We start from the raw sequence: 25,960 nt of genomic DNA, 5'->3' as shown, positions 1-25,960 counted from the left end.
CCCCTGTTGATTTTGGTGTAGGAACTTTAATTATACAGGCTCATATTGAATGGGTCTTTTTTTATTTATTTTGAGTGGTGCACTTAATATTACAATTCGTCATATGAAAACTATGAATGATTATTCATTTTGCGTGCAAATGCGTCTTTTCGAGCATATAATGATGTTAAGAAAGTAAAAAGGGGGATTTTTGATGGTGACAATTCAAGATGTAATAGATGGGAAGATTGATATTCCAGAAAGCGAGCGTTTACTGGGGGTAAAGGTGATTGGTGGGGATATGGCAACGAATGAAGTCGTCTGTGAATGGACGATTGAGGAACAACATTTAAACCGAGCAGGTATTGCGCTTGGAGGATTTACGGCTGCGGTTGCGGATGTCGCAATTGGCTATGCGGGAGCGCTTGTAATGGAAGAAGGTTATACGTTTACGAGTGTGAATTTAGTGACGACCTTCCATCGTCCGATTCATTTAGGTACCGCTATTTTTACGGCTCGTTTAAAACGTCGTGGGCGCACGATGCTTTACGGCGAAGTCGAAATTACACAGGAGGGCAAGCTCGTTGGCGATGTGATCACAAGCCTAATGACATTCCCGGTACGTTAAAATTCTTAAAATCTCTGTTTTTTAGTGTCCTTAATGTTAGAATAGGATTGTTCATCTGGCTAGTGGGAGAGCCTGCTAGAGTAAGGTGAACCCGGATTATTCCGGCTAGAGCAGAGTTTGGAGGAGTTTTTATGCAACAAAAAGGTCAATGGTCAACAAAACTTGGCTTTATTCTGGCATCAGCAGGTGCCGCGATTGGTCTCGGAGCGATTTGGAAGCTACCATATGTGACCGGTGAAAATGGTGGTGGCGCATTTTTCTTATTATTTGTGCTGTTCACATTACTAATTGGCTTACCGATGCTAATTTCAGAATTTATTATTGGACGCAGCACGCAAAAAGAAGCAATTTCTGCGTATAAAAAATTAGCCCCAAAATCATTATGGACATGGATTGGGAAATTCGGCGTTATCGGCTGTTTCCTATTATTATCGTTTTATAGTGTAGTAGGTGGATGGATTTTAATTTACACTGTGAAGGCATTAGCTGGCAAAGCCATCGTACCAGGTGTTTCAGCAGGTGACATGTTTAATCAAACGGTCGGAAGTCCTAGTATTACAATTTTAGGTGTCGCATTATTTACATTATTAAATGTCATTGTGGTCGCATTAGGCGTGCAAAATGGTATTGAAAAATCAAATAAATTTATGATGCCATTATTATTTTTATTCTTTATCATTTTAGTTATTCGCTCATTAACATTAGACGGGGCGATGGAAGGGGTACAATTCTTCCTGCAACCCGACTTTTCAAAAATTACCGGTGAAGGTGTGTTGTATGCGCTTGGGCAATCGTTCTTTGCGCTCGCAGTCGGCTTCTCTTGTATGGTGACGTATAGCTCCTACTTGAAAAAGGATGAAAGTTTACCATATTCAGCAGGTTCTGTCGTTTTAATGAACATCTTTGTCTCATTATTAGCAGGTCTTGCTATCTTCCCAGCCGTTTTCGCATCGGGACTTGAACCAACAGAAGGACCGGGGTTATTATTCGTCGTCCTCGCAACTGTTTTTGGTCACTTACCATTTGGTGAAGTGTTCTTTGCAATCTTTCTCTTGCTGTTCTTATTTGCAACGTTGACATCATCATTTAGCTTATACGAAATTATCGTTGCTGCATTTGAGGCAAAATTCCCAAATGCACGCCGCATGATTACGATTTTACTAGGTGTTATTGTGCTCGTCGCTGCGATTCCGGCCGCATTATCAACGTCTACATTAAGCGATGTGACGATTTTCGGTAAAACGGTATTTGATGCAACCGATTATTTAGTGAGTAATATTATGCTACCACTTGGCAATTTATTAATTGCGATTTTCATCGTCCATAAAGTGGATAAAAACTTAGTCGAGCAAGAATTTTTCAGCGGTAGCCGTATTTCAATAGGTTATTACCGCGTATGGCGCTTTTTAATGACCTTCATTGTGCCGGTCATTATCGCCATCGTGCTAATGTATACCGCTAGTCACTAATTCGAAAAGATAGTGCCGTTCATGGTGCTATCTTTTTTTTGTTGCTATAATATGAATCAGAACAAACATTCGAGGAGGATGGACGCATGAAAATTTTACATACCGCCGATTGGCATTTAGGAAAACTTGTGCAATCGGTCTATATGACGGCAGATCAGCGTCATATTTTAAATCAATTTATCGAGCATGTGGATATAGAAAAGCCAGATGCCATTATTATTGCGGGCGATTTATACGACCGTTCCATTCCACCAACGGAGGCCATTCAATTATTAGATGATACGCTACAAAAAATCGTCATCGAGCGCGATATTCCAGTACTTGCGATTGCAGGGAATCATGATAGTGCGAGTCGCATTGATTTTGCGACGTCACTAATGACACAAAGTGGCTTATACATGGTCGGGAAGTGGACCCCAGACAGTGAGCCAGTGTGCTTACAAGATGACGAGGGCGAAGTGTATTTCTGGTTAATTCCGTTTATGGACCCATCCGAAGTACGTTATGTCCTGAATGACGATAGCATTCGCACACACCAGCAGGCGATGGAGGCGATTATGGCATCGATTACCCCAAAAATGAAGGCAGATGCACGCCATGTTTTTGTTGGCCATGCCTTTGTAACAAAGGGTGGTGTAGAGGAAGAGAAGGATAGTGAAGGCGAACGTCCATTAGCAATTGGTGGCTCTGAATGCATTGATGCCGCGCTTTTTGACGCCTTTGATTATGCAGCATTTGGTCATTTACATGGCGCCCATTTCGTTGGCAAGGAAACGATTCGCTATGCGGGGTCACCGCTGAAGTACTCGATTTCTGAGGAACATCATAAAAAAGGCTATTTAGTCGTAGAGCTGTCAACAAAGCAAGCAACGATTACGAAAAAAGAGCTACAGCCCCTACGTGATATGCGCCGCATTAAAGCGTATATGGCCGATATTTTAGCGAGCGAGCCGAGCGATGATTATGTTTTCGTGACGCTATTAGATGAGCAACCGATTTTATCACCGATGGAAAAAATTCGTGGCATTTATAAAAATGCGATGCATGTCGAGCGTCAAACAATCGTTCATGTAAACGATAAGCAGCAGACGACATCACGCCGTCAAATGGATGATGTTGCTTTGTTTAAAGCATTTTATGCCGAAATGCTACCGGGGGATATACCGGATGATACGTTATCATTATTTAATGAGCTCTTAGCCGAGCAACTACAAAATGAACGTGAAGGGGGCAATTACGAATGCAACCGTTAGAACTAAAAATGACCGCTTTTGGTCCGTATAAGGACTGTGAAACGATTGATTTTCGTGCGTTAGGTGACCGGAAATTATTCGTTATTTCTGGGACGACAGGTGCTGGGAAGACGACCATTTTTGATGGTATTTTTTATGCGCTTTACGGTGCAGCTAGTGGTGAGGACCGCAGTGAAGTGAAAGGCTTACGTAGTCATTTTGCTGACGATAAAGTAGCGACTTCTGTTGAGCTATTATTTGCGATGAAGGGCCATACATACCGCGTTTATCGTCAGCTACCGTATAAAAAAGCTGGCAATAAATCGGAAACACCGGGGAAAGTTGAGCTTTATGAGGTAACGGATCAAGGCGATGTGCCACTCGTTGACCAGCAAAAGGCCACGGAAGTAAGCGATAAAATTCGTGAGCTGCTTGGCTTAACGAAAGAGCAATTTAAACAAATTGTCATGCTGCCGCAAGGAGAATTCCAAAAGCTTTTAACATCAACAACAGCAAATAAAGAAGAAATATTACGTAAAATCTTTAAAACGATGAAATATGACGATATGGTGCATCGCTTAAAAGACAAACGCAATGATGCGCAGCAAGCATTAGATAAAGCGCAGGCACTTCAGCAACATACGGTACGTACCATTCACCAAGCGTTGCCACTGCGCGAAGCGAGCTCACTTGAACAGCTATTAGCACAGGAACATTTTACAACAGCGCGCTTAGTGCAAGCATTAGCGGAAGAACAGCAGCATTATGAAGCGCTATTACCAGGGCAGCAACAAGCATATGAAGAGGCCATGGATAAACAAAATGCTCTACAGGAAATGCGTGCAAAAGCTCGTCAATTCAACGAAGAGTTAACAACGTATCAGAATCTAAAAACAGAATTAACGAAGTTGAACGAGCAACAGCCCGCAATCGACACAATGCGAAAACAATATGACTTTGCGGAAAAGGCACAGCAGCTTGCGCCCTATGATGAGCAGTTCCATACATTAAATCAGCATAAGAAGAAATTAGAAAATCGGTTGCCAGCATTACAAGAGAAGCTTGCAGATGCGATCAAGAAGCATGAAGAAATAACGCTACAATGGCAACAGGTAACCGAGGATAAAAAACAACTACCGGTACTCGAGCAACAGCTACGAACATGGCAGCCACTTATCGCAATGTATGAACGTGTCGATGATTCAAAGGCACGTCAACAAACGTTACAACAACAGCTTCAAAGACACCAACAACAAGTGCAAAAAAACCATCATGAGCAGCAACAGGTCATGGCAACATTCGAAACGCAAAAAGCACAGTATACACAGGCGATGGAAGCCGTTCATGCCTTGCCGATGTTACAACAACAGCTGTTTGATGAGGAAAAAAAGGTCAACGCCTATACACAATTCACGCAGCGAAAAACACAGCTTCAAACACTTGCAAAAGCGCTACAAGAAGCAAAAAAGGAACAGCAGCAAGCACAAACCGCCTATGAAACGATGCATCAAATATCACTGCGTAATCAAGCGTATACATTAGCACAGCAACTAGTAGAAGGGGAAGCGTGTCCAGTATGTGGCTCAGCAGATCATCCCGCTCATGCACAGCTGAGTGACGCTGTAGATGAGCAAGTACTCGAACAGCAACGCGTGCAGTATGAAGCAACGCAACGTATGTATTATCGTGCGGAAAGTGCATGGCAGTCTGCACAGCTACAACTAAATGAAGCCACAGCAGCATGTGATGCACTGGCAATCGATACAACACGTACGTATACAACAACACGCTATGAGCACATAAAGGCGCAGGTTGCACAGTTAATGCAGGCACAAACGAAAGCAGAACAGCAACAGCAAACGCTCCAACAGCTCGAACAGCAATTAAAGCAATTTGAACAGCAACAGCAAACGCTTCAGCAGCAGTTGATTGTAACGGAGCAACAACTTCAGACCAATACCGTCTTATTAGAAGAGCAACAGCAGCAACTGCCGGAGCAATACGGTACGAAAGCGGAATTACAACAGTATTTAACGGCTGTTGAACATCAAAAAATACAGCTTGAGCAGCGAGTAGAAGCGGTACGTCAGCAGCTTGAACAGGCGACCCAAACGCTGCAACTAACAAAAAATGACCATGTGCATTTAACGACGCAAATCGATGAAGCTGTGCATAATCTTCAAGAAGCACAGGAGCATTTTAAAGAGCGTGTTCTCGAACATTTTGACAACGGGCAGCACTATACGGAGATGAAGCATTTTATTACGCAAATGCCGTCGATGCGCATGAAGCTTGAGCAATTTGCACAGCAACTGTATGCAACAACACAGGCGTGTGAAAAACGCCAGCATTTAGAGGGCAAGAAGCCGCATGATATGGCGACGATAGAGGCACAGCTACAGCAGGCACGTCAGCAAGGAGAGCAATTGTTCACGAACTGGCAGCAAACAAAAAGCTATGTGAAAAATACACAGGCACTTATGCAGCAACTCGATGAAAATCGTGCGCAAATTGAGGCGCTTGAACAACGTGCCACACATATTATTGCGCTGTATGACCTACTGCGAGGCAATAATGAGCAGCGCATTTCTTTTGAACGTTATTTACAAATCGAATATTTAGAGCAAATTATCGAAGCGGCGAATGAACGCTTGCAGCCCTTATCAAATGGCCAATTTTTATTACAGCGTAGTGAGCGCTTAGAATCTCATGGCAAGCAAAGTGGGCTTGGCTTAGACATTTACGATGCTTACACAGGTCAAACACGTGATGTGAAAACGATGTCAGGCGGCGAAAAATTCAATGCGGCGCTTTGCTTAGCACTTGGTATTAGTGATATTATTCAAAGCTACCGCGGCCAAGTCGAAATTGATACGATGTTTATTGATGAAGGCTTTGGGACATTAGATGAAGAGGCACTAGCTAAGGCGATTGATACGCTTGTTGAGTTACAAAAATCCGGTCGTATGATTGGCGTTATTTCACATGTTGCGGGCTTAAAAGAGGCGATACCGGCAGTCCTTGAAGTGAAAAAATTACGTGAGGGCTACAGTCATACGAAGTTCCATATCGACTAGGTGTGTTCTTGACTTGCGAATTTGAAATGCGTATCATAAATAGCAGTGTTAAATAAAAAACGATATACGAGTCGTTTTGAGGAGTAAAAATGATATGGAAAAATATATACTAGCACTTGCTACGAGTGCTATGCTGTTTATTGTATTTGCAAGTAATCCAGCATTAGCAGCGACGACTACAGCAATTGAACAAACGAACTATGACAAAATTTATTTTGGATTAATGATCTTTTTTCTGATTTTGGCATTGTTTACATTCCGTATGAAAACAATTAAAAAGAAAAAATAAAGCGTCTTGTTGACGTCGAACATATAAAGTACTCAGGCACATTCAGCGTATGAAAGACGGTGAATGTGCTTTTTTTAATAAAAAAGAGGCTTTGACATACGTGTAACAACCGCTCCTATGAGCATAAGAAAACCGGAACCGCGCCATAGCACAGTTCCGGTTTTTCATTGCGAACGCTAAAAAAGAAAAATGACGTGTTTTGTCTCAGTTTCTTTATATAGTCTATTAACTATTTGCTAGTTCACGTGATTTTGCTTCCGCATCAGCAATACATGTCGTGAAGGCTTCTTTCACATTGAATTTTTCAAGTGCTTTGACGCCCGCTTCGGTTGTACCGCCTGGGCTCGTAATTTTTTTACGCAGTAATTGAGGCTCCTCATCAACACGCTTTAACATTTCTGACGCACCAGCCATCGTTTCAACGACAAGCTGTTTCACCGTTTGTTCATCTAAGCCATACGTTAAGCCGGCTTCCTTCATCGCTTCAACGACATAGTAAAAATAAGCTGGACCACTACCTGAGATAGCTGTCACCGCATGAAGCTGATCTTCTTCTACTTCAATGACGGTACCAATCGATTGGAGTAGCGTCGTAATCGCTTGTTTTGTTCCATCATTAACGGCCGCATTGTACGCAACACCTGTCGTGCTTAATGCGATTTGTGCCGATGTATTCGGCATAATACGCGCTAATGGACGTGCACCTAAAATGGCTTCAATCGATGCCATCGCATAACCCGCCACGATTGATAGTACAGGCGTCTGTGCTGGAATATGTGCCGCGATTTTTTCAAGTGCCGCTTTGACATCTTTTGGTTTCATCGCAAGAACGACTAAATCGGCCTGCTGTAAGGCGTCAGCTAATTCGTACGTTGCTGAAATACCGTATGCCTCATGTAATTGAGTTAATTTCGCTTCGTTTGATTTATTCGTAACGAAAATATGCGCTGCATCGATCACTTGTTGTGCTGTTAAGCCATGGATAATTGCCTCTGCCATGGACCCTGCACCGATAAATAAAATATTTTTCATATTGTCTCCTCCTTCATTTTAAGCAAAAAGAAAAACATACTCATCCGAAAGGACGAATATGTTGTATTCGCGGTACCACCTTGATTCGCTAGTTGAACTAGCGCACCTCATTCCTTGTTATCGCTAAGGAAACGGCTATGTTTGCATAGCGGCTCAAAAGTAGGTTCCACTACGACTTCACACATCGATTGCAGCAAGCACGATGCTCTCTTTAGAGAAGTGATGTAATGTACTAGTCTTTGTCTTGGCCTTAATGTATATGTGATGATTATAAGCATAATGATAAATAGAAGTCAATGGTTGAATTTGGAATAATCAGAAAATGACGTCCCTTTAAAAAACGGGTATGATAAGAATGTAGTGACATAAGGGGGACTTGGATTATGGAAGAAATTATTCGCATTGAAACACCGACACCATTTGGGGTAGGGACAGCAAATTCATTTTTAATAAAAGGGGATACATTATCCATCATCGATGTTGGGACAAAATTTCCGCCGGCCTATGAGGCACTAGAGGCAGGCCTGAAAGCGCAAAATTATCGCTTTGAAGATATTGAACAGGTCATTTTAACGCATCATCATCCAGACCATATTGGCTGGACAGATGCATTTGTGAAGGCGGATGTGATTGGTCATGCCTATAATGATTACTGGCTACGCCGCGATAAAGCATTTTTTGATTATCAGCGCCTATTTTATAAAGAACAACTAGCTGAAGAGGGCGTACCACAATTGTATGATCGCTGGGTTGATAAGATGATTCGTGAGGTCGATTATATGGGGACGACACCACTTTCTACTATAATAAAAGACGGGGATACATTACCAGGGCATCCAAATCTCGTGGCAGTTGAAACGCTTGGGCATGCGCAAAGTCATTTAATGTTTGTCGATGAAAAAGCGCGCTATGCTTTTGGTGGCGATTTATTAATTGACTTTATCGCCTCAAATCCACTCGTTGAAGTACCAATGGGCATGACCGGACCACGCCCGAAATCACAGCTACAATACAATGACTCATTAAAAAAATTAGCGTCCTATGATTTTGAGCGTGTCTATTCAGGGCATGGCAATGTAATTACGAATGCCACCGAGCTTGTAGCAACACGACTAGAAAAACAGCATCAGCGTGCCATGCGTGCCTATGCTTTAATTGATGCTCCGTTATCTGTTTTTGAGATTACAAAACGCTTTTATCCAACAAAAATGCAGGCAGAGCTCGGCTTAACATTGTCGTCGACATTAGGACAGCTTGATTATTTGGAGGATCAAGGTCTTGTAGTACGAACACTAGACGAGGAGGGAGTAGCGCGCTATGAGCAAGTATAAAACGGTATTAGTGACCGGTGCGACCTCAGGCGTTGGCTTTGAATTAGCGATACAGCTACATGCGCAGGGGCATCGCGTGATTGCGACTGGGCGTAATGAGGTCAAGCTACAGCAATTAAAAAAGCAGCGACTCGAGACGATTGCGGCAGATTTAACGAATCGAGCGTCCCTGCAGCAACTCGTTGATCAACTCCCAAACATTGATGTGGCGATTATTAATGCTGGCATTGGCACTTTTGAGTATGCTGCGGCGTTAGAAGATGCGGCCATTCATGAAATGATTCAATTAAATGTCGCGACACCGGCGATTCTTGTGCGCGAATTATTACCGCATATGACGCGAGGAGGCCAATTTATTTTTATGGGCTCGCAAGCAGGGAAGGTCGCGACGCCGAAAGCGAGTATGTATGCAGCGACAAAACATGCATTGATCGGTTATACGAATGCGCTTCGCATGGAGCTGGCAGCACAAAAAATTGCAGTATCAGTTATCCATCCGGGACCGATTGATACACCATTTTTAGACCATGCAGATGCAACAAACGCATATCGAAAAGTGATGAAAAATGTATTATTAGCGCCAGAAGCGGTTGCGAAGGCGACAATTCATACAATAAAAACACGAAAACGTGAAGTGAATTTACCATGGTATATGGGGATCTCAAGCAAATTATACGCGTTATCACCAGGGCTTGTTGAAAAAATTGGCAAACCACTATTTAATAGGAAATGATTAAAAGTGATTTTTTATGCATTAAAATTGTATAAAAAATCACTTTTATGCATTTTATATGTATAAAAATAAAAATACTAAAAAGAAATGAACAAAAATTCTCGCTTAAATCATTGATTTACTTACTATTTAAGAAGTTTTTACATAAAATGATGTTTTTCGAAAAAATTTATAAAAATACACTTGCACTTATAAAAATAGCATGCTATTATTAGTGCATAAATATTAAAAAAAAACGCATAAACATACAAATAAACATTACAGCTTTGGAGGAATACATTATGACAAACACAAACAAAAAAGTAGTACTTGCCTATTCAGGCGGTTTAGATACATCTGTAGCCATCACATGGTTACAAGAACAAGGATACGAAGTAGTTGCTTGTTGCTTAGACGTTGGTGAAGGGAAAGATCTTGCACACGTAAAAGAGAAAGCATTAAAAGTTGGCGCTGTTGAATCATTCGTAATCGACGCAAAAGACGAATTCGCAGATGATTTCGCATTAATGTCTCTACAAGGTCACACATGGTATGAACAAAAATATCCGCTAGTATCGGCACTATCTCGTCCGTTAATCGCTAAAAAACTAGTTGAAATCGCTGAACAAACTGGTGCTACTGCTGTTGCACATGGTTGCACAGGTAAAGGGAATGACCAAGTTCGTTTCGAAGTTGCTTTCAACGCATTAAACCCAGATTTAGAAGTATTAGCACCTGTTCGTGAATGGGGCTGGAGCCGTGAAGAAGAAATCGAATATGCGAAAGAACGTAATATTCCGATTCCAATCAACTTAGACTCTCCATTCTCAATCGACCAAAACTTATGGGGCCGTGCAAACGAATGTGGTATTTTAGAAGATCCTTGGGCAAAACCACCGAAAGATGCGTACGACTTAACAGTTGAAATCGAAGATGCGCCAGACGAAGCAGATGTTATCGAAATCGAATTCGTAGCTGGTGTACCAACAAAATTAGATGGCGTTGAGTACAAACTATCTGACATGATCTTAAAATTAAATGAACTTGCTGGTAAACATGGTGTGGGCCGTATCGACCACATTGAAAACCGTCTTGTAGGGATTAAATCTCGTGAAGTATACGAAATTCCAGGTGCACACACATTATTAATCGCACACAAAGAATTAGAAGATTTAACATTAGTAAAAGAATTAGCTCACTTCAAACCAGTTGTTGAAAAACAATTAACAGAGCTTATTTATAACGGCTTATGGTTCTCTCCATTACGTGAATCAATCCAAGCATTCATCAAAAACACACAACAATATGTAAACGGTACGGTACGTGTACGCCTATTCAAAGGTCATGCAATCGTTGAAGGACGTAAATCTCCAAACTCTTTATATGATGAAAAATTAGCAACATATACAAAAGATGATGAGTTCAACCACAACTCAGCTGTAGGTTTCATTGAATTATGGGGCCTTCCAACGAAAGTAAATGCTATCGTGAACGGTAAAAAAGTAGGTACAAACTAATGAGCGGAAAAGCATGGGGCGGTCGCTTCCAAAAATCTGCCGAAGCTTGGGTAGATGAATTTGGCGCTTCAATTGGCTTTGATCAGCAACTCGTTACAGAAGATATTGAGGGCAGTATTGCGCACGTAACGATGCTTGGTGAATGTGGTATTTTAAAAGCCGATGAAGTAGAGGCAATCAAGGGCGGCCTAGAACAATTAAAAATTAAAGCAGACCATAACGAATTAAAGTTTAAAGTGGAAAATGAAGATATCCACTTAAACCTTGAAAAAATGTTAACCGATTTAATAGGACCTGTTGGCGGTAAACTACACACAGGACGTAGCCGTAATGACCAAGTCGCAACGGATATGCACTTATTCCTTAAAAAACGTGTTGTTGAAGTCATTGCATTAATCGAAAGCTTACAAGATGCAATTATCGCGCAAGCAGAAGATAATGTGGAAACATTAGCGCCTGGCTATACACATTTACAACGTGCGCAGCCTATTTCGTTCGCACATCACTTAATGACCTACTTCTGGATGTTAGAGCGTGACAAACAACGCTTTACAGAATCTGTGAAACGTATCGACATCTCACCACTTGGTGCAGGGGCATTAGCAGGGACAACTTTCCCAATTGACCGTGAATTAAGTGCGAAATTATTAGGCTTCTCAACGGTATATCAAAACTCAATTGACGCGGTAAGCGATCGTGATTTCATCGTTGAATTCCTATCAAATGGCGCGTTAATGATGGCGCATTTATCACGCTTTGCAGAAGAAATCATTCTTTGGTCAACAGATGAATTCAAATTTATCGACTTAGATGATTCCTTCTCAACCGGCTCAAGCATTATGCCACAGAAGAAAAACCCGGATATGGCGGAATTAATTCGTGGTAAAGCAGGTCGTACGTACGGCAATCTAATGGGCTTACTAACAGTTTTAAAAGGCATTCCACTAGCGTACAACAAAGATATGCAAGAAGATAAAGAAGGCATGTTCGACACATTACACACAATTGTCGGCGCGCTAAAAATCTTCGAAGGTATGGTTCGTACGATGACTGTCAACAAAAACGTGCTACATACAGCCGTTCACAATGACTTCTCAAATGCGACAGAACTTGCAGATTATTTAGCTGCAAAAGGCATGCCGTTCCGTGAAGCACATGAAGTGACAGGGAAACTTGTTTTCACATGTATTAAACGCGGCATCTACTTATTAGACTTAACACTTGCGGATATGAAAGAAGGCAGTAACTTAATCGAAGAAGATGTCTACGAAGTATTAGCACCAGAAGCTGCGGTAAAACGTCGTCATTCTCTTGGTGGTACAGGCTTTGATCAAGTGAAAATTCAATTAGATAAAGCAAAAGCATTACGCAAGTAGTGAACATTGGAGAACGTATCACAGAGGGGATGCCAATCCGATAAACGGAACATACATATGCTCCGAAAAAGCGAACATCCAGAGGGGTGTTCGCTTTTTTTATGGTATTTTTTTTGTCTTTCACGTAACATAATAAGTAGCCTTGAGTCGTTCAAATAGACTTCACAGTTCGCACATAATTTTGCGCTATACTAAAAGAAAAATTGGAGGCTTTGATGTGACAGATTTAACGTATTTCTTTGCGTTTGCGGCGGGACTTCTCAGCTTTATATCACCTTGTACGCTGCCGCTTTATCCCGCCTTTTTATCCTATATAACAGGTGTTTCAACTGCACAACTTACCGCAGATGGCCTTCGACGAAAGCAAGCACTTCTACATACGATTGCCTTCCTTGTTGGATTTTCACTTATTTTTATCGTCTTAGGCTTTAGTACATCGTTTATTCGCGTATTATTTATTCAATATGACGAATTAATTCGGCAGCTTGGCGGCATTTTAATTGTCATTTTTGGCCTTATTGTAGCAGGTGTTTTTAAGCCAACCCTTTTAATGAAAGAACATCGCTTTCAACTAAAAAATCGTCCTACAGGCTATGTTGGCTCCGCATTAATCGGTCTTGTTTTTGCGGCAGGATGGACACCGTGTACAGGTCCGATTTTAGCGAGTATTTTTCTGCTTGGTAGCACGAATCCAACAAGCGCGGTTAGCTATATGTTGCTGTATGTGCTAGGATTTTCAGTGCCATTTTTAGTCATGGCATTTTTCTTGCCAAAAATTCAATTATTAAAACATCATATGCAGCGTGTTGTCACATTAGGCGGCTATGTTATGATTGTAGTTGGTATACTCATTTTCTTTGATCAATTGAGTAAATTAAATCAATTATTCACGCCGATTTTTGGCGACTTTACAGGATTTTAATTTATAAAGTAGAGGTGATATGATGACACGTATTTTAATAGTGGATGATACATTTTTTATTCGAGAAACGATTAAGCGTATGATTGATGGTGAAGATTTTACCGTCGTAGGTGAGGCAGATAACGGGCAAGATGCGGTGAACCTTTATCGCGAGCTTCAACCAGACATCGTGACGATGGATATTACGATGCCGCTAAAAAATGGCTTAGAAGCAACAAAAGAAATTTGCGATGCGTTTCCGGAGGCGAAAATCTTAATGATAACAGCTGTTGGCCAACAGAAAAATGTGATTACCGCGCTTGAAAATGGTGCCAAAGATTTTATGACAAAGCCTTTTACACAAGAGCGCCTAGTAGAAACATTAAAACGACTCGTAGAAGTATAAATGGAAAGAAGAGATTAATGTGTTAGACTTTTTAAAAGAACTCCCAACGCAGTTTTGGGTTATTGCCTCGACCGTTTTTGTCGTCTTTATGGGTGTGAGTGCAATGCTGATGCGTGCAAAATCAGCAAAAAAGCCAGCAAGTGCTAAAAAAATAATGATTCCCCCTGTTGCGATGTCAACAGGGGCGTTAATGTATATTTTCCCGTATTTCAGATTATCTTGGGAGCATTTAGCCATCACAGTGATTATCGGTGTATTATGCTCATTGATTTTAATTAAAACATCAAAATTTGAAATAGTCGCCCAAGATATTTATTTAAAACCATCGAAAGCATTTATTTTCGTGTTAGTAGGCCTTTTAATTTTCCGTACCGTAGCGAAGATTTATTTAGGCGGTACATTCCATTTAGGCGAGCTTGGCGGCATTTTCTTTTTATTGGCCTTTTCAATGTTATTACCGTGGCGTTTAGCGATGCTCGTGCAATTTAAAAAACTTGAAAAACAATTAAAAGAAGTGTAAATGTGGAGAAACCTGTCACAACTTGTGACAGGTTTTTTTCGTTTCGTCAGAATACGCTATTTTTTTCAGTAAGTATGCTAGAATAGGTGAGACTATAGAAACAGTAAGGAAGAGTGATTACATTATGAAAAAAGGGCTTTTACTTGTAGCAACGGGTGTATTGTCGCTGTCATTAGCAGCGTGTAGTAGCAATATGACGGGGACAACAGAAGAAAAAGATGCAGCGAAACAAGCAGAGACAACCGAGCAATCAGCAGCAGAAACAACGTCAAAAACATCATCAGATGCTACAATGAATAAAGTTTTTGTCATTCCGAATGTTTACTTGAATCGTGAAGGATTATCAAGTGAAATTGATCCAGCTTCTGTAGAACATACAGATGTTAGTGATGAACAAACGAAATTTACAATGAGCGAAAAAAATATGGCAGAACAAAGCGAAAAAATTAATAGTGGCATTATCGGTGCGCTAACAGCATTAGCAGAAGGCAAAACAATGGAATCGGTTAAAGGTGTCGATACCGATGATATGTATGAACATGTGAAAATTTTTGTTGACGGCGATAAATTTGATAAGCAAAAAGATCCGACTGTCTTTGGTGCTATCGCTATTTCAATTGCAACGTATCAAATTTTAGAAGGCTGGGACGAGCCGAAGAGTAAAGTTGATTTCGTCGATAACGATACCCAAAAAGTATTGGCAACAAAATCAATTCCGGATGACGTATCAAAAGAATAATCGCTTCTATACCTCCAAGTGCCAATGCGCTATGGAGGTATTTTTTATATACTTAACTAAAGGGGGAATGATATGAGAAAATGGGGATTAGTCGCGTGTCTGCTCGTACTAGCGGGGTGCAGTTCGTTTCGAGGGGATATGCACTGGAAGGTGGCAGATTTCAACTATACGAATCAGCATCAAACAAACACGAGCTTAGCATCACTTCAGGGCACACCATTTATTGCGTACTTCTTTTTTACAAATTGTACGACCGTATGCCCGCCGATGACGATGAATATGGTCAAGCTTCAAAAGGAATTGCAGGCGGCGTCCATAGACGACTATGCGCTTGTTGGCTTTAGCGTTGATCCTACGCGTGATACGCCAGCTGTAATTACACAATACATAAATCAGTTTCCGGTAGCGGATAAATCGAAATGGCATCTTTTAACGGGCTATGATGAAGCAGCTATTACTACTTTAGCAGCAACATCCTTTAAAGCGATTGTGAAGCCTGAGGGAGGGAGCCAACAGATGATGCATGCGACAAATTTTTATTTAGTTGACCAACAGGGCTTTGTTCGAAAATCCTATGATGGTTATGGTCAAGTGCCTGTCAGTGAAATCCTTAATGATTTAGCACATATACAGCCAAAATAAAAAAGAAACTGGGACAAATTACGTCATTTTCCTTCTTTAGCGTTCACAACAAAAAACCGGAGCCGCACCACAGCGCGATTCCGGTTTTTCTTATGCTCACAAGAGCGGTTGTTACACGTATGTCAAAGCCTCTTGTTACATACTTATTTATGTTCGTTTTGTTGACGTAATAATTCACGAATATCTTTAAGCACATCTTCTTGTGTTTCAGCTGCTGCTTCTTCTTCAACAACTTCATTTTGACGACGCATTTTATTTCCAAGCGACATAACAATTTTAATAAATAAGAAGATAGAAAATGCAATAATCACGAAGTCAATGACACTTTGGATAAACGCACCGTATTTAATGCTTTTGTAAGCTAAGTCTGAAACGTCCACTTTACCAATTAATAAAGTAACGATTGGCATGATGATGTTTTCTACTAAAGAAGTAACGATTTTACCGAATGCTGCCCCGATGATAACACCGACTGCAAGATCTAATACATTACCTTTTAACGCGAACTCTTTAAATTCTTTCCACATACTTGAGTACGCCTCCTTTATAACGAAATAATTATATGAGTTAACAAATTGTATGATACCTAAAAAATGGGTCTATGACAAATATTTTTATAATAAATTGGTTAAAATAAGGAAAAAGATACAAAATTAATGTACCATAACGAAGGAGGTGTCGAGTTTGAACTATGTTTTTCTTGCCATTTTATTGGCAACTGCGCTTGCTGCAATTGAAGGGACCATTGTAGCAACGGCAATTCCAAGCATCACCGCTGACCTAAATGGCGTCGAATTAATTAGCTGGATTTATTCTGCTTATTTATTAACATCGGCGATTGCAGCGATTTTATTTGGGAAATTGGCCGATTTATTCGGTCGTAAAAAAATGATTATAATTGGGATTACCTTATTTGCGGTAGGATCCTTGTTATGTGGAATATCACAAAGTATGGTAATGCTCATTATATGCCGTGCCATTCAAGGGGTTGGCGCTGGTTCAATTTTGCCGATTACGCTGACAATGGTTAGTGAATTATTTGAAACAGAAAAAGCCCGTGCACGAGGCCAAAGCTATATTAGTATGGTATGGGGCGTTGCAGGTGTTGTTGGTCCATTAATTGGTGGCTTTTTAATTGATAGCTTATCATGGCATTATATTTTCTTATTAAATGTACCGTTTGCAATTGGTTCTATTTATTTTATTGCGCGTTATTATGAGGAACAGCTTGTTGTGACGAAGCATAAAATTGATTATGTGGGTGCTGTCTTATTCGCGGTAGCCATTTTATGCTTAATGTACGCGATTATTACGGGGAGTAATAGTGGGGAATGGTGGACGACGACGCAAATTGTTTGCTATAGCATCGTATTCATCTGTCTAGCTGCTTTTATTGCAGTAGAGCTGCGTGTAAGTGAACCGCTAATTCCGTTACAACTCTTTAAAAATCGTCGCCTAATGACGATTAATGCACTGTCATTTTGCACCATGGCCATCGTCATCGGCATGTCGGCATATGTACCACTTTATGCGCAAAATGTTCTAGGTAAGAATGCGACAGTAGCAGGCTTGATGCTAACACCATTATCCATTATGTGGACACTCGGTGCGATGGGCATCGGTGTTTTTATTGGCAAAATAGCCAATAAATATTTTATTGTCAGTGGTACGGTATTTTTAATTATCGGTACGCTAATGATGGCGCAGCTAACGGCACATACATCTGCCATCTTTATTATTGGCGCAACGGCACTAACGGGCTTAGGCATGGGTTGTATTGCGCCATTACTAATTATTACGCTTCAAAAAACCGTTTCAAAAGAGCATGTTGGCTTAGCGACAGGATTAAATTCATTTACGAATACGTTTAGCCAATCACTTGGTGCGGCGATTTATGGCGTCATTTTCAATGTAGTGACCGTTACAACGGTTGCGGCTACATCTGCTAATATGTTCGCAACTGGCATTCAGGCAGTCTATGTCGGTACGCTTGTGTTTGCGGTTATCGCCTTATTACTTGCGCTAACAATTAAAAAAGAAGCTGTCACACAGTAAAAAGACAGGAATCGTGTAAGAAGCGCGATTCCTGTCTTTTTTAAATAACCGTAGCTCCTAAAGAGCCTGTGAAGTGTGCCAGTGCCCAGTCATGGCCGGCTTGATTAAAGCTTGCGACACCTTGTTCATGAATAATAATTGTAAAACCTAAGTTATACGCATCAACAGCGGTGTGTAGTACACAAATATCGGTACAAACACCGACTAAATGTAACTCATTAATACCACGCTCGCGTAGTCGTAATAATAAATCAGTACCAGCGAATGAAGAATAACGAGTTTTATCCATCCATTTCACATGACTGCGGTTCGCATAGGCTTCATAAACCGCTTGCAAATCACCGTAAAGTTTTCGTCCGTCCGTATCTCGAATATTATGTGGTGGGAACAATGCAGTTTCTGGATGATACGGGTCATTTTTTTCATGTAAATCACATGCAAACACAACGTATTGCTCGTCGTTAATAAATTGTGTCGTTAATTTTGTAATATAAGATTCGAGCGCTTGCCCGGGCGCACCACATGTTAATGCGCCGTCCGTTGCAACGAAATCATTTGTGTAATCAATGATGATTAATGCTTTATTCATCTGTATCGCCTCCTGTCTTTACTGTACGCAAGTTATCGAAAAATGTCTACTTTGAAAAAATGTCACAATTTCGACAAAAAATGTTTGCGTTTTTTATTTTCAAGGTATATGATATTTACAAATAATAATCATAAAACAGCAAAAAATGATTGTTATGAAGAGAAAGGTGGAGAATCGTATGTACGAAATGTCAAATAAAAAATATAACACAATTGGATTTGTAGTAGCAGGCTTGCATTTATTCGTCATGTTAAATTTGGCATTAGACTTAACGCTGATTCCGGGTGTTAATGTGTAATAGGTGGTGCAACCAAATAGTCATCCTCTCCTAAGAGCATCTTTATGCTTTGATTAGTGAGAGGATTTTTTTATGGAGGAGAAGACAATGAAAAAAATGCCAGCAGTTTTTCAAACATTTGAGCATCCGTATGCGTGGCTTGATTTAGATGCGCTAGATGCGAATATTCGTACGATGATTGCAGGAAGCGGTGACAAAGACATTCGCATCGCTACAAAATCGATTCGCTCAACAGATGTTCTACGCTATATTGAGCGTGCTGTCGACCAGCGTTTTGCAGGGTGGATGACATTTACAGCAGCCGAAACCGCTTATTTATGCGAACAAGGATTTGATCACTTTTTATTAGGCTATCCGACGCTTGAGGAAAAGAGTGTGCGCCAGTTAATGCGCTGGATTCATCAGGGGAAAGATATTACGTTTATGGTCGATGCAGTCGAACAGGTGGATTTTTTAAAGCGCCTAGCAGAGGAGGAAGATGTTGCCGCTGCGCTTTGTATGGATTTAAATGTGTCCCAGCAATATCCATCGCTTTATTTTGGAACGCGACGGTCAGCACTAACGAATGCGAAGGATACGGCGCGCTTTATCGACGCCATTTTGCCCAGTCCATATATTTATGTTGTCGGCTTGATGGGCTATGATGCACAAATTGCTGGTGTAGGTGATCGTCCAGCGAATAAAGCGACTGGCACCGTTATTCGTCGCCTACAGCAGCGTGCTAAAAAAGAGGTGCAAAAGCGTCGTCAAAAGGTCGTTCGTTATATCGAAAAAAAACAAGGACCGCTGCGCTTTGTAAATGGTGGTGGAACGGGGAGTATGGCGTATACCGCAACCTGTCCCGAAGTGAGCGAGGTAACAATTGGTTCCGGTTTATACCGGCCAGGACTCTTTGATTATTATGACGATATGCCGTTTGAAGTCGCAGCGGGCTATGCGATACGTGCAACAAGGAGGCCGTCACAAACAACGATTGTGGCGCATGGGGGCGGCTATATCGCAAGTGGCGCGACAGGCAGTGATAAAATGCCCGTGCTCGCTGATGACGAGTTAGCTTTTTATGCAACAGAAGGGGCGGGGGAAGTGCAAACACCGTTAGCAATGCCGAAAAATAAATATGCCATTGGGGATTCCATCGTGCTACGCCATGCGAAAGCGGGCGAGCTATGCGAGCGTTTCCAAGTATTACATGGCTATCGTCATAATACGTATATTGGGCCGATGACAACCTATAGGGGGGAAGGACAATGTTTTCTATAGAAGAAAGATGGTCAAACTGGGCAGGGACATTTACAACACCGAAGGCAATGATTTATGAGCCTGCTTCTATTGAAGAAGTAAGTATACTTATAAAGCAAGTCACACAGAAGCAGCAAACAATTCGTGCAATGGGGGCTCGCCATTCCTTTAGCGGTGTCGCAAAACCCGATGACGTAGGGGTGAGCTTAACACGTATGCGGGGTCTTATTCAGCTAGATAAGCTGAAGCAGGAGGCGACGTTTTGGGCAGGCACGCATTTATATGAAATCGGACCGCTCTTAGAGGAGCATGGCTATGGACTTGCGAATATGGGCGATATTGATATGCAATCCCTCGCTGGAGCCACAAGTACAGGGACACATGGTACAGGGATTACGCTTGGCTCTTTATCGAGTCAGGTGACACGCTGGGGGCTTGTGGATGGCGAAGGAAATTACCGAGAAGTGACGCGTGAAGATCCGTTAGCACAGTCGCTACATATTGGGCTCGGTTTATTTGGCATTGTCGTACAGATTACAATAAAAGTTGTGCCCGTATATGGCTTAGCCTATGAATCATCACGTATAACGGTGCAGGATACGCTAGCGCAGTTTCAATCGATTATTGAAACGAATCGTCACGCCGAATGGTATTACTTCCCAGGACAGTCGCAGATGCAATTAAAAGTGATGAATGCAGTTCCGTATGAGCAGTTAGAGCGTCAGCCAACAAAACCTTTCGACAATTTTATCGAAAATCAAGTGTTACAAGGCATGTCGTCCCTTTGTAAGCGCATGCCACAAACAACTAGCCTCGTGAGTAAAATTTCGGCGAAGGCCGTACCGATTGGGGCAAGACAGGATGTTAGCTATCGCATATTCGCCTCGCCAAGACAAGTGAAGTTTGTAGAATGTGAGTATGCGATGCCATTACACTATTTCGAAGCATTTCTTGAAGAGCTTCATTTTACGATGTCGCGGGAGCTTTTTCATGTGCATTTCCCGATTGAATGCCGCACACAAAAAGGCGAAGCGGGCATTTTAAGTCCCACACAGCAGCAAGATAGTGCTTTTTTTGCGTTCCATATGTATAAAGGGATGCCGTATAAGCGCTATTTTCGCTATATGGACCATCTTTTACAAAAATACGGAGGACGCGCGCATTTTGGGAAGATGAATCGTTACACGCGATGTGAGCTTAAAAAGCAGTATAGCGATATTGATATATTTCTAACACACCAACAGCAATGCGACCCTAACAGCGTTTTTATGACTGAATATATGAGAAAAATTCTCGTTTAGCTAAAAATGACCTACGCGATATATTGCATGAAAAATTTTTAAAATTTTTTTGAAAAATTCAAAAATGAGCAGAAAAGCGTAATTATGCGTTTGTAAACGCTTTAATGTACAGAATAATTTTTTTAATTGTCTGATAATTCTAAATAGACTGTTGACTTCATAGAGTATACATACTATGATAACAACAATTTAATAAACGTATTTGAAACGAGGTACAGTCAAACGTTTATAGATTTTATAAGAAGTAGCAGCCGTCAAGTAACGTTGATGCAACTGATACGCTTCTTACTTAGATATAGAAGAGGTGTCGTGAATGCGTAGTGATATGATTAAAAAGGGTGTCGATCGTGCACCTCACCGAAGCTTACTTTATGCGGCTGGTGTTAAAACAAAAGATTTAGACAAACCGTTTATCGGAATTTGTAATTCGTATATTGATATTATTCCCGGACATGTCCATTTACAGGAGTTCGGTAAAGTAGTAAAACAAGCTATTATTGATGCAGGTGGGATTCCATTTGAGTTCAATACAATCGGTGTAGATGATGGGATTGCGATGGGGCATATTGGTATGCGCTACTCATTACCATCACGTGAGTTAATCGCCGATAGTGCAGAAACAGTCATTAACGCACACTGGTTTGACGGTGTGTTCTACATTCCAAACTGTGACAAAATCACACCAGGGATGTTGATGGCGGCTGTTCGTACAAATGTTCCGTCTATCTTTGTAACAGGTGGCCCAATGGAGCCTGGTGTTTCATCAAAAGGCGAACCATTATCCCTTACTTCGGTATTCGAAGGTGTCGGTGCTTATAAAAGTGGCCGCATGAGCGAATCAGAATTACTTGATATCGAGCAAAATGCCTGTCCAACATGTGGTTCTTGCTCAGGGATGTTCACAGCGAACTCAATGAACTCACTAATGGAAATGGTCGGTTTAACCGTACCGGGGAATGCGACAATTGTTGCGACATCCGATAAGCGTCATGAGTTGATTAAGCAAGCAGCACGTAACTTAGTTGATATGATTAAAAATGATGTGAAGCCGCGCGATATCGTGACGAAAGAAGCGATTGACGATGCTTTCGCCTTAGATATGGCAATGGGTGGCTCAACAAATACGGTGCTCCATACATTAGCACTCGCACATGAGGCAGAAATTGATTACGACATCAATGACATTAATACAGTAGCAGAGCGCGTACCGTATTTAGCGAAAATCATGCCAGCATCGAATTACTCGATGCATGATATTCACTTGTCAGGTGGTATCTCAGCAATCATTAATGAATTAACAAAAATTCCAGGCGCGATTCATCCCGATCGTATTACCGTTACAGGTAAAACAATTCGTGAAAATGTCGCGAACGATGAAATTACAAATACAGATGTGATTCGTACAAAGGATAATCCATATAGTAAGGTTGGCGGCTTATCGATTTTATTCGGTAATATCGCACCAAACGGCGGCGTTATTAAAGTCGGAGCAGTTGATCCATCGATTCAAACATTCCGCGGTGAAGCGATTTGCTTTGACTCACAAGATGCGGCACAAGAAGCGATTGATAATGGTACTGTGCAAGCAGGACATGTTGTTGTCATTCGCTATGAAGGCCCTAAAGGTGGCCCTGGTATGCCAGAGATGCTTGCACCAACGTCTGCTATTCAAGGGCGTGGGCTAGGCAAGGAAGTCGCATTAATTACAGATGGTCGCTTCAGCGGCGCATCTCGCGGGATTTCAATTGGTCATATTTCACCAGAAGCTGCAGAGGGTGGTCCAATCGCTCTAATCAATGACGGTGATATCATTACAATTGATTTACCAGCGCGTACGATTAATGTTGAAGTCGCGGAAGAGGAATTAGCAAAACGCGCAGAAACATTACCAGTATTTGAGCCAAAAATCAAAAAAGGTTGGTTAGCACGTTACTCAAGTTTAGTAACATCTGCATCAACTGGCGGTACGATGAAGTTTTAATTAAAAAATTCTAAAAATTCAATATTTAAAGCGTTGAAGAGGTAAAAGGAAATAGATATGGACTTTCCAGAGAGCTGATGGCCGGTGTGAATCAGTAGCCAGCTATTTCTGACATCCCCTCGGAGTGAATGACTAAACGCCTCATGCTACTAGGTCGTTCCGGGTGCTCGCACTCGTTATTAAAAGAATAGATTCGTCTATTCATAAGGCTATAAAGGTGACTTTATAGCGAAGCAGGGTGGTACCATGAAAGTTTTTTCATCCCTACGCAAAGAGGAGCAATGTATTTTTGCGTGGCATGAGAAAACTTTTTTTCGTGAATAATTAACTGAATAGGGAGGAGCCATACGAATGAGCGCAGAACTTGAACTAGCAAATCATCCAACACAGGCACAAGAGCAAGAAACGAAGACAAAACCGAAAACAGGTGCAGAAGTATTTATTGAAGCACTGAAAGATCAAGATGTTGATATTATTTTCGGTTACCCAGGTGGTGCAGTCTTACCATTATATGACGCATTATACCGCAACCCAATCAAACACATTTTAGCACGCCACGAGCAAGGCGCAATCCATGCAGCGGAGGGCTACGCACGTGTGACAGGGAGACCGGGTGTCGTCATTGCTACATCAGGGCCAGGAGCGACAAACCTAGTTACAGGTATTACGGATGCGATGATGGATTCCCTTCCATTAGTAGTATTCACTGGTCAAGTAGCCACAACGGTCGTTGGAACGGATGCATTTCAAGAAGCAGATATCGTAGGAATCACACAGCCAATTACAAAGCATAATTATCAAATTAAAGATGTACAAGATGTACCACGCATTATTAAAGAGGCATTCCATATTGCCAATACAGGTCGTAAAGGGCCAGTTGTCGTTGACTTCCCAAAAAATATTGCCAATGCCATCTTTGATAGCGAGGCGTATGTCGATGAGCCAATCAACTTACCAGGCTATCAACCAACATTACGTCCCAATTACTTGCAAATCAAAAAAGCGGTAGAGCTATTAAAAACCGCAAAAAAACCAATTATTCTTGCAGGTGCTGGCGTACTCGCAGCCGATGCTAAACAAGAATTCAATGAATTTATCGAGCGTCATAACTTCCCAGTCGTAAATACATTATTAGGCTTGGGGACAATCGATAATGATCATGCAAACTTCTACGGTATGGCAGGGATGCATGGTACGTACGCATCGAATATGGGGATTTCAGAAGCCGATGTCCTACTAAATATCGGTGCCCGCTTCGATGACCGTCTAACAGGGAATTTATCAAAATTCGCACCAAATGCTACTGTGATTCACATCGACGTGGACCCAGCAGAAATCGGTAAAAATGTACCGACAGATGTACCAATCGTATCCGATGCGAAAGAAGCATTAAAAGCATTATTAAAACAAGATTTTGATACAGCGGATTTCTCTGAATGGACAACGCAACTGAATGACTGGCGTACACAATATCCGTATTGGTACGAGGAAGATGAACAAGGCATACTGTTACCACAGCAAGTACTCGCAGCAGTCAATGAGTTAACGAATGGGGAAGCAATTGTGACAACGGATGTTGGGCAACATCAAATGTTCGCCGCACAGTATTTCTCATTCAAAAAGGATCATCACTGGGTAACATCCGGTGGACTTGGTACGATGGGATTCGGTTTCCCAGCTGCCATCGGAGCGCAATTCGCCTTCCCTGATGAGCAAGTTATCGCAGTTGTTGGCGACGCAGGATTCCAAATGACGCTACAAGAGCTAGGGTTATTACAGGAATTTAATTTACCAGTAAAAGTCATCATGCTAAACAATGCCTGTCTAGGTATGGTAAGACAGTGGCAACAATCATTTTACGATGAACGTTACTCATCGTCATTAATGCCGGTACAACCAGACTTCTTAAAGCTAGCAGAGGCATATGATGTAAAGGGCTTTATCATCGATGATCCAGCAACAGCGAAAGCGCAACTACAAGAGGCCTTAGATTACGACGGTCCAGTATTAGTTGACTGCCGCGTAAAACAACTAGAGCTTGTAACACCAATGGTTGCACCAGGTGCAGGGCTAGCTGAGATGATTGGAGTGGAAAAAGAATGAAACGTATCATTACGGTAACAGTAATTAATCAAAGTGGGGTACTTAACCGCGTAACCGGGCTATTGATGAAGCGTCAATTTAATATTGAGAGCATCACAGTAGGCCATACCGAACAGCCGGGGATTTCAAAAATGACATTCATCGTTAATGTAGAAGATGAAGGTAAAATTGAACAACTCGTTAAACAATTGTCGAAACAAATCGATGTGATTAAAGTAAATGACATCACAGATAAATCAACGGTCATTCGCGAGTTAGCATTAATCAAAGTCGTAGCGCCACCGAATTTACGCGGTGAAATTAACTCCATCGTTGACCCATTCCGTGGGCAAGTGATCGATATTGGTAAAAATGTCGTAACATATCAAGTAGTCGGCTCACCAGAGAAAATCGATGCGTTCATCGAGCTTGTGAAGCCATATGGCATTAAAGAATTAACACGTACTGGTGTTACAGCGTTCGTTCGTGATTCGCAACTTCAGCAGAAGACACAACTATCGCTTTTACAATAAACTAACATACTAAAAAAACTTACATTCATTAG

At 41.4% G+C, this 25,960-nt stretch carries 23 protein-coding genes and 2 other annotated features; of the genes, 20 read left to right on the top strand and 3 right to left on the bottom strand.

Translation table 11 applies throughout. The annotated features are described in order from the left end of the window. Nucleotides 1-193: 193 nt before the first annotated feature. The 5 genes from ACFSY7_RS18745 (at nt 194) to ACFSY7_RS18725 (ending at nt 6,674) form a co-directional block, all read left to right on the top strand. Nucleotides 194-607: a PaaI family thioesterase gene (locus ACFSY7_RS18745; protein WP_380149148.1), complete on the top strand. Its 414-nt coding sequence runs from the start codon at nt 194-196 to the stop codon at nt 605-607. A 131-nt stretch (nt 608-738) separates the two neighbouring features. After that, nucleotides 739-2,076: a sodium-dependent transporter gene (locus ACFSY7_RS18740; RefSeq protein WP_380149146.1), complete on the top strand. Its 1,338-nt coding sequence runs from the start codon at nt 739-741 to the stop codon at nt 2,074-2,076. Between the two features lie 86 nt (nt 2,077-2,162). Further along, nucleotides 2,163-3,329 carry an exonuclease SbcCD subunit D gene (locus ACFSY7_RS18735; RefSeq protein WP_380149144.1) on the top strand — a complete coding sequence of 389 codons (1,167 nt, stop codon included), beginning with the start codon at nt 2,163-2,165 and terminating at the stop codon, nt 3,327-3,329. Then, nucleotides 3,317-6,385 (top strand): AAA family ATPase, encoded by a 3,069-nt coding sequence (locus ACFSY7_RS18730; RefSeq protein ID WP_380149143.1) that lies wholly within the window; start codon nt 3,317-3,319, stop codon nt 6,383-6,385. Before ACFSY7_RS18735 ends, ACFSY7_RS18730 begins: the two co-directional genes overlap by 13 nt. A gap of 94 nt (nt 6,386-6,479) precedes the next feature. Beyond that, complete coding sequence (locus ACFSY7_RS18725; RefSeq protein WP_126990145.1) at nt 6,480-6,674, top strand: hypothetical protein; 195 nt, start codon at nt 6,480-6,482, stop codon at nt 6,672-6,674. Between the two features lie 225 nt (nt 6,675-6,899). Here ACFSY7_RS18725 and proC read toward each other — a convergent pair whose 3' ends face one another. After that, complete coding sequence (proC, locus tag ACFSY7_RS18720; RefSeq protein WP_126990144.1) at nt 6,900-7,706, bottom strand: pyrroline-5-carboxylate reductase; 807 nt, start codon at nt 7,704-7,706, stop codon at nt 6,900-6,902. A gap of 45 nt (nt 7,707-7,751) precedes the next feature. Continuing rightward, nucleotides 7,752-7,961: a binding site (T-box leader), on the bottom strand. A gap of 128 nt (nt 7,962-8,089) precedes the next feature. Here proC and ACFSY7_RS18715 point away from each other — a divergent pair. The 9 genes from ACFSY7_RS18715 (at nt 8,090) to ACFSY7_RS18675 (ending at nt 15,850) form a co-directional block, all read left to right on the top strand. Then, nucleotides 8,090-9,037 (top strand): MBL fold metallo-hydrolase, encoded by a 948-nt coding sequence (locus ACFSY7_RS18715; RefSeq protein ID WP_380149142.1) that lies wholly within the window; start codon nt 8,090-8,092, stop codon nt 9,035-9,037. Continuing rightward, entirely contained in the window at nt 9,024-9,770 is a 747-nt protein-coding gene (locus ACFSY7_RS18710) for an SDR family NAD(P)-dependent oxidoreductase (RefSeq protein WP_380149140.1), read from the top strand. The genes ACFSY7_RS18715 and ACFSY7_RS18710 overlap by 14 nt, the downstream gene beginning before the upstream one ends. 281 nt (nt 9,771-10,051) lie before the next feature. Continuing rightward, complete coding sequence (locus ACFSY7_RS18705; protein WP_126990141.1) at nt 10,052-11,266, top strand: argininosuccinate synthase; 1,215 nt, start codon at nt 10,052-10,054, stop codon at nt 11,264-11,266. Then, nucleotides 11,266-12,642: an argininosuccinate lyase gene (gene argH, locus ACFSY7_RS18700; RefSeq protein ID WP_380149139.1), complete on the top strand. Its 1,377-nt coding sequence runs from the start codon at nt 11,266-11,268 to the stop codon at nt 12,640-12,642. The genes ACFSY7_RS18705 and argH overlap by 1 nt, the downstream gene beginning before the upstream one ends. A gap of 217 nt (nt 12,643-12,859) precedes the next feature. Next, nucleotides 12,860-13,564 carry a cytochrome c biogenesis CcdA family protein gene (locus ACFSY7_RS18695; protein ID WP_126990139.1) on the top strand — a complete coding sequence of 235 codons (705 nt, stop codon included), beginning with the start codon at nt 12,860-12,862 and terminating at the stop codon, nt 13,562-13,564. A gap of 22 nt (nt 13,565-13,586) precedes the next feature. Beyond that, complete coding sequence (locus ACFSY7_RS18690) at nt 13,587-13,949, top strand: response regulator (RefSeq protein ID WP_380149138.1); 363 nt, start codon at nt 13,587-13,589, stop codon at nt 13,947-13,949. Nucleotides 13,950-13,968: 19 nt separating this feature from the next. Further along, nucleotides 13,969-14,469: a CcdC family protein gene (locus ACFSY7_RS18685; protein ID WP_126990137.1), complete on the top strand. Its 501-nt coding sequence runs from the start codon at nt 13,969-13,971 to the stop codon at nt 14,467-14,469. A 124-nt stretch (nt 14,470-14,593) separates the two neighbouring features. Beyond that, nucleotides 14,594-15,208, top strand: coding sequence for a hypothetical protein (locus tag ACFSY7_RS18680; protein WP_126990136.1), 615 nt, complete (start codon nt 14,594-14,596; stop codon nt 15,206-15,208). Between the two features lie 72 nt (nt 15,209-15,280). Further along, complete coding sequence (locus ACFSY7_RS18675; RefSeq protein ID WP_380149136.1) at nt 15,281-15,850, top strand: SCO family protein; 570 nt, start codon at nt 15,281-15,283, stop codon at nt 15,848-15,850. A 143-nt stretch (nt 15,851-15,993) separates the two neighbouring features. Here ACFSY7_RS18675 and mscL read toward each other — a convergent pair whose 3' ends face one another. After that, a complete protein-coding gene (gene mscL / locus ACFSY7_RS18670; protein WP_126990134.1) occupies nt 15,994-16,377 on the bottom strand; it encodes a large conductance mechanosensitive channel protein MscL in 384 nt (127 codons plus the stop codon). A gap of 148 nt (nt 16,378-16,525) precedes the next feature. Here mscL and ACFSY7_RS18665 point away from each other — a divergent pair, with 148 nt between their 5' ends. Then, the gene (locus ACFSY7_RS18665; protein ID WP_380149134.1) at nt 16,526-17,905 is read left to right on the top strand and encodes an MDR family MFS transporter; all 1,380 of its coding nucleotides are present in this window, start codon (nt 16,526-16,528) and stop codon (nt 17,903-17,905) included. A gap of 40 nt (nt 17,906-17,945) precedes the next feature. Here ACFSY7_RS18665 and ACFSY7_RS18660 read toward each other — a convergent pair whose 3' ends face one another. Further along, nucleotides 17,946-18,494 carry a cysteine hydrolase family protein gene (locus tag ACFSY7_RS18660; RefSeq protein ID WP_380149133.1) on the bottom strand — a complete coding sequence of 183 codons (549 nt, stop codon included), beginning with the start codon at nt 18,492-18,494 and terminating at the stop codon, nt 17,946-17,948. Between the two features lie 385 nt (nt 18,495-18,879). Between ACFSY7_RS18660 and ACFSY7_RS18655 the strand changes: the two genes are divergently transcribed. The 5 genes from ACFSY7_RS18655 (at nt 18,880) to ilvN (ending at nt 25,928) form a co-directional block, all read left to right on the top strand. Next, a complete protein-coding gene (locus ACFSY7_RS18655; protein WP_126990131.1) occupies nt 18,880-20,052 on the top strand; it encodes an alanine racemase in 1,173 nt (390 codons plus the stop codon). Next, nucleotides 20,040-21,332, top strand: a complete 1,293-nt coding sequence (locus tag ACFSY7_RS18650; RefSeq protein ID WP_380149132.1) for a D-arabinono-1,4-lactone oxidase — start codon at nt 20,040-20,042, stop codon at nt 21,330-21,332. Before ACFSY7_RS18655 ends, ACFSY7_RS18650 begins: the two co-directional genes overlap by 13 nt. 313 nt (nt 21,333-21,645) lie before the next feature. Continuing rightward, nucleotides 21,646-23,313, top strand: a complete 1,668-nt coding sequence (gene ilvD / locus ACFSY7_RS18645; RefSeq protein WP_126990129.1) for a dihydroxy-acid dehydratase — start codon at nt 21,646-21,648, stop codon at nt 23,311-23,313. 24 nt (nt 23,314-23,337) lie between these two features. Then, nucleotides 23,338-23,582 (top strand) — a binding site (T-box leader). 82 nt (nt 23,583-23,664) lie between these two features. Continuing rightward, entirely contained in the window at nt 23,665-25,416 is a 1,752-nt protein-coding gene (gene ilvB / locus ACFSY7_RS18640; RefSeq protein WP_380149131.1) for a biosynthetic-type acetolactate synthase large subunit, read from the top strand. Next, a complete protein-coding gene (ilvN, locus tag ACFSY7_RS18635) occupies nt 25,413-25,928 on the top strand; it encodes an acetolactate synthase small subunit (RefSeq protein ID WP_126990127.1) in 516 nt (171 codons plus the stop codon). The genes ilvB and ilvN overlap by 4 nt, the downstream gene beginning before the upstream one ends. Nucleotides 25,929-25,960 lie beyond the last annotated feature (32 nt).

The organism is Kurthia populi, from assembly GCF_042686175.1.
Taxonomy (GTDB): Bacteria; Bacillota; Bacilli; order Bacillales_A; family Planococcaceae; genus Kurthia; species Kurthia populi.
This window is presented reverse-complemented; position numbering and strand designations above follow the sequence as displayed.

Excerpts from the sequence above, each read along its gene's own strand:
- ACFSY7_RS18745 (WP_380149148.1), top strand. The coding sequence starts at position 194 with ATGGTGACAATTCAAGATGTAATAGATGGGAAGATTGATATTCCAGAA.
- ACFSY7_RS18740 (WP_380149146.1), top strand. The coding sequence starts at position 739 with ATGCAACAAAAAGGTCAATGGTCAACAAAACTTGGCTTTATTCTGGCA.
- ACFSY7_RS18735 (WP_380149144.1), top strand. The coding sequence starts at position 2,163 with ATGAAAATTTTACATACCGCCGATTGGCATTTAGGAAAACTTGTGCAA.
- ACFSY7_RS18730 (WP_380149143.1), top strand. The coding sequence starts at position 3,317 with ATGCAACCGTTAGAACTAAAAATGACCGCTTTTGGTCCGTATAAGGAC.
- ACFSY7_RS18725 (WP_126990145.1), top strand. The coding sequence starts at position 6,480 with ATGGAAAAATATATACTAGCACTTGCTACGAGTGCTATGCTGTTTATT.
- proC (WP_126990144.1), bottom strand. The coding sequence starts at position 7,706 with ATGAAAAATATTTTATTTATCGGTGCAGGGTCCATGGCAGAGGCAATT.
- ACFSY7_RS18715 (WP_380149142.1), top strand. The coding sequence starts at position 8,090 with ATGGAAGAAATTATTCGCATTGAAACACCGACACCATTTGGGGTAGGG.
- ACFSY7_RS18710 (WP_380149140.1), top strand. The coding sequence starts at position 9,024 with ATGAGCAAGTATAAAACGGTATTAGTGACCGGTGCGACCTCAGGCGTT.
- ACFSY7_RS18705 (WP_126990141.1), top strand. The coding sequence starts at position 10,052 with ATGACAAACACAAACAAAAAAGTAGTACTTGCCTATTCAGGCGGTTTA.
- argH (WP_380149139.1), top strand. The coding sequence starts at position 11,266 with ATGAGCGGAAAAGCATGGGGCGGTCGCTTCCAAAAATCTGCCGAAGCT.
- ACFSY7_RS18690 (WP_380149138.1), top strand. The coding sequence starts at position 13,587 with ATGACACGTATTTTAATAGTGGATGATACATTTTTTATTCGAGAAACG.
- ACFSY7_RS18680 (WP_126990136.1), top strand. The coding sequence starts at position 14,594 with ATGAAAAAAGGGCTTTTACTTGTAGCAACGGGTGTATTGTCGCTGTCA.
- ACFSY7_RS18675 (WP_380149136.1), top strand. The coding sequence starts at position 15,281 with ATGAGAAAATGGGGATTAGTCGCGTGTCTGCTCGTACTAGCGGGGTGC.
- mscL (WP_126990134.1), bottom strand. The coding sequence starts at position 16,377 with ATGTGGAAAGAATTTAAAGAGTTCGCGTTAAAAGGTAATGTATTAGAT.
- ACFSY7_RS18660 (WP_380149133.1), bottom strand. The coding sequence starts at position 18,494 with ATGAATAAAGCATTAATCATCATTGATTACACAAATGATTTCGTTGCA.
- ACFSY7_RS18655 (WP_126990131.1), top strand. The coding sequence starts at position 18,880 with ATGAAAAAAATGCCAGCAGTTTTTCAAACATTTGAGCATCCGTATGCG.
- ACFSY7_RS18650 (WP_380149132.1), top strand. The coding sequence starts at position 20,040 with ATGTTTTCTATAGAAGAAAGATGGTCAAACTGGGCAGGGACATTTACA.
- ilvD (WP_126990129.1), top strand. The coding sequence starts at position 21,646 with ATGCGTAGTGATATGATTAAAAAGGGTGTCGATCGTGCACCTCACCGA.
- ilvB (WP_380149131.1), top strand. The coding sequence starts at position 23,665 with ATGAGCGCAGAACTTGAACTAGCAAATCATCCAACACAGGCACAAGAG.
- ilvN (WP_126990127.1), top strand. The coding sequence starts at position 25,413 with ATGAAACGTATCATTACGGTAACAGTAATTAATCAAAGTGGGGTACTT.